The sequence below is a fragment of the Pseudoalteromonas sp. bablab_jr011 genome (assembly GCF_016464045.1).
Classification (GTDB): Bacteria; Pseudomonadota; Gammaproteobacteria; order Enterobacterales; family Alteromonadaceae; genus Pseudoalteromonas; species Pseudoalteromonas lipolytica.
Genome location: NZ_JACDWU010000281.1, coordinates 1 through 2,648 on the forward strand (window position 1 = coordinate 1; position 2,648 = coordinate 2,648).

The 2,648-nt window shown below is 41.8% G+C and carries 5 protein-coding genes; all 5 read right to left on the reverse strand.

Annotation, left to right across the window (positions count from 1 at the left end):
- Positions 1-250 precede the first annotated feature (250 nt).
- Complete coding sequence (locus tag JIG41_RS16080; protein WP_024592041.1) at positions 251-547, reverse strand: hypothetical protein; 297 nt, start codon at positions 545-547, stop codon at positions 251-253.
- A 75-nt stretch (positions 548-622) separates the two neighbouring features.
- Positions 623-919, reverse strand: a complete 297-nt coding sequence (locus JIG41_RS16085; protein ID WP_138558954.1) for a hypothetical protein — start codon at positions 917-919, stop codon at positions 623-625.
- A gap of 157 nt (positions 920-1,076) precedes the next feature.
- Positions 1,077-1,457 carry a hypothetical protein gene (locus JIG41_RS16090; protein WP_024592043.1) on the reverse strand — a complete coding sequence of 127 codons (381 nt, stop codon included), beginning with the start codon at positions 1,455-1,457 and terminating at the stop codon, positions 1,077-1,079.
- Between the two features lie 81 nt (positions 1,458-1,538).
- Complete coding sequence (locus tag JIG41_RS16095) at positions 1,539-1,973, reverse strand: hypothetical protein (protein WP_063529658.1); 435 nt, start codon at positions 1,971-1,973, stop codon at positions 1,539-1,541.
- A 149-nt stretch (positions 1,974-2,122) separates the two neighbouring features.
- Positions 2,123-2,488 (reverse strand): glyoxalase superfamily protein, encoded by a 366-nt coding sequence (locus tag JIG41_RS16100; RefSeq protein WP_024592045.1) that lies wholly within the window; start codon positions 2,486-2,488, stop codon positions 2,123-2,125.
- Between the last annotated feature and the right edge of the window lie 160 nt (positions 2,489-2,648).

Sequence of the window (2,648 nt, forward strand, 5' to 3'; positions counted from 1 at the left end):
AGAGTAGCGTTGCCATAGCAGTTTCGCTCGCGCGGAGAAAATTGCGATACTGAGAAAAAATCGATCGCAACCATCTTAAATGGTTTCAAACTAAGAACATACCCAAGACAATTTATTAAAAATTAGTTTTTACACAGTCTGTGCCATAAGTGGACAGTGCTAACGCTTTGCTAATTGGCTGCCGCAGCGCAGCGTAGGCAGTCCAGTGGAGGCCATGCTGTTTGTGGCCGGAACGAAATTAAGCAACTTGTTATGTTGAAACATGCTTGATAAGCCCCTTAGCTACGAAATAAAAAACAAAGCAGACAAATAACAGCCCAAGGAAACGAATTGCTTTTGGTGCGTCTTTCTTAATTTTCACCTGAACGGCGATGCCAAACTCATCACCGATGAGCCACAAAAATATCTTGTGTAAACTCCATAAAACCATAAATACGTAAACACTGAGGAGCCCATAAAATTCAACATCGGCTACCATCAACGTGATCGTAATGATTAATGCAGCTACTAATACCCCAAAACTGATTGTCTTAATACGAGCGATCAATATGCTGCTCCAACATAACGCCCCAATATGCCGACGAAAAGAGCGCAGCGAGTTGAGGTCGGAATAATTGGTTTGTTAGCTTTGTATATCAATTTCAACAACTTGAGCCTCTTTAAATATACTTTTAGCTTTTTCAAACACAGTATCTTTATTAGCTGGATGCACCGTAATATCGATTGCGTTATCCGATAATGTAAAAAGTGTAAGACAACCCGCTTTTTGGATTTTTGCTATATCCGACTTTTTTACCAATCGTCCTTTGGTGTTATAAAAACGAGAGTAAGAATTTGTTCTTACCTGCACGTTTGCACCTAGGTCGTTAAACGTTCTTTCTGCTTTGTCCAAAAAGTTGATGGGAATCATTGATTCCAACTTTATAACCAAAACAAAGAATAATACTGAGGCGATAACTAATATTAAAATGTCAATAAAGCCTCCGCAAAGCTAACGCCCGCCACACGGGCGAGCAACTTGTTGCGAGTCCAGCGCCGCAGGCGCGATGTGCTGGCGCTTGTTATGTGCGTACATGCTACAGAACATGAACATCGTTGATTGTTGCAGCATAATTGTTGTTCCCAATTGGTACAAACTCAAATTCAACAGTTAGGTCGGTTATCTCGCCATTGGCGGGTAAATAAAAGCCGAAGATCAATGAGCCTGAATCGGTTTCTAAAAACTCAGGGTAACAATTCGCTATATTTTCGTTTTGAAAACTCACAGGGGCATCGCTACCAAAGTAATCATGCACAGCGTCTTTGAGTTCAGATTCTGCCCATACAACACCATAGTTATTGTTTATATCAATGAGCTTTTCTGCGTCTTCAAATTGATTTGTGGCTAATAAGCTCAGCCAATGCTGACAATAACTTTTAAGTTGATTCTCTTTATCTTCACTGGTGATTGAGAGCATGAGATACCTTAGAGCACATAACGCCTGCAGTTGCGGCGGGTGCGGAGCGCAGCGTAGCACACGTCCGACAACCTGCACTTGTTAAGCATTTTGCGACTTACCAGCAATTACTCCGAATTCACCGAGTATTCTTTGCTCTAGAATTCTAGTTACTGCTTCAAATGATGAGTTCGTATCGATAGCTTCTCTTTGATCGACTAGTTCATATTCAAATGGCAACTCTATCGCCATTTTTGAGGCATAAAACTGACCTAGCTGAAGGCGCCAAGGATAAGATGTGTACTCTGGAGTATAAACATGAAACAAAATCACCTTTTCATAAGCTTGATACTGGCTTAAGAGCCAATATTTTCCAACATTTGTATCAGGGTGAGTTTGTTTTACCTCCACTTCCAAGGCTATAACAACATTCCCATCAGTTAGCAGCCCATCAGCACGAAATCCATTTGAAGGAAAGCCAGGGATTGCTTGAAAACCATTAGTGAACGACAACTTTTCGCTAGCAAACTGTTTCATCCAGTCTGCCAACCTCGATTCATATTTTAGCCACGGTGACTTCACTGGACATGGTTCCTCGTATGCTTAACGCCCAAATTTAGCGCGGAAAGCCGCGCAGCGGGTTGACGTCGCAGCCAGCGCTTTTTGCTGGCGATAAAATTTGATTGTTATGTGTCTGCTGATTCATTAAACAATATCCTGTTTGAAAACGGATCTGTTACGGTAAAACACCTTGCACCCCAAGGGGCATCTTCAATGCTTGGTTTGTTGTATTTGTAAGGCTTTGCAGTAACTTGTGCGAAAAGTTGATCAAGATTGCTTACATTAACGAAGACCTTGCTGCCCGGTGTGCAGTCACCAGAGTGTTCACTCAGATGTAAAACAAAATCGCCAAGCGAAACTTGCATGTAAATTGGGTAACCATCCTCAAAACGATGCTCCCAATCTAGTTCCATACCGAGAAAGCCAAGGTAAAACTCTTTTGCTTTATCTTCATCGAAAATCCGCATTATTGGGATCGTCTGAAACTCCATGCCATCTACTCCATTACACATAACATTTTAGTATTTATGCGACACGCAGTTTGTGTTGCATAATCGCTTGTTGGACTGAGCCGCTACCTACTCGGTGTGTCAGAGTTGGTGTTGTTTATGCTATGGGAATTTGCTTTTTCTGGCCTAAGCGATATCAAGC

Bases quoted from the DNA above. Each gene is read 5' to 3' on its own strand.
- JIG41_RS16090 (WP_024592043.1), bottom strand. From the start codon at position 1,457: ATGCTCTCAATCACCAGTGAAGATAAAGAGAATCAACTTAAAAGTTAT.
- JIG41_RS16095 (WP_063529658.1), bottom strand. From the start codon at position 1,973: ATGAAACAGTTTGCTAGCGAAAAGTTGTCGTTCACTAATGGTTTTCAA.
- JIG41_RS16100 (WP_024592045.1), bottom strand. From the start codon at position 2,488: ATGGAGTTTCAGACGATCCCAATAATGCGGATTTTCGATGAAGATAAA.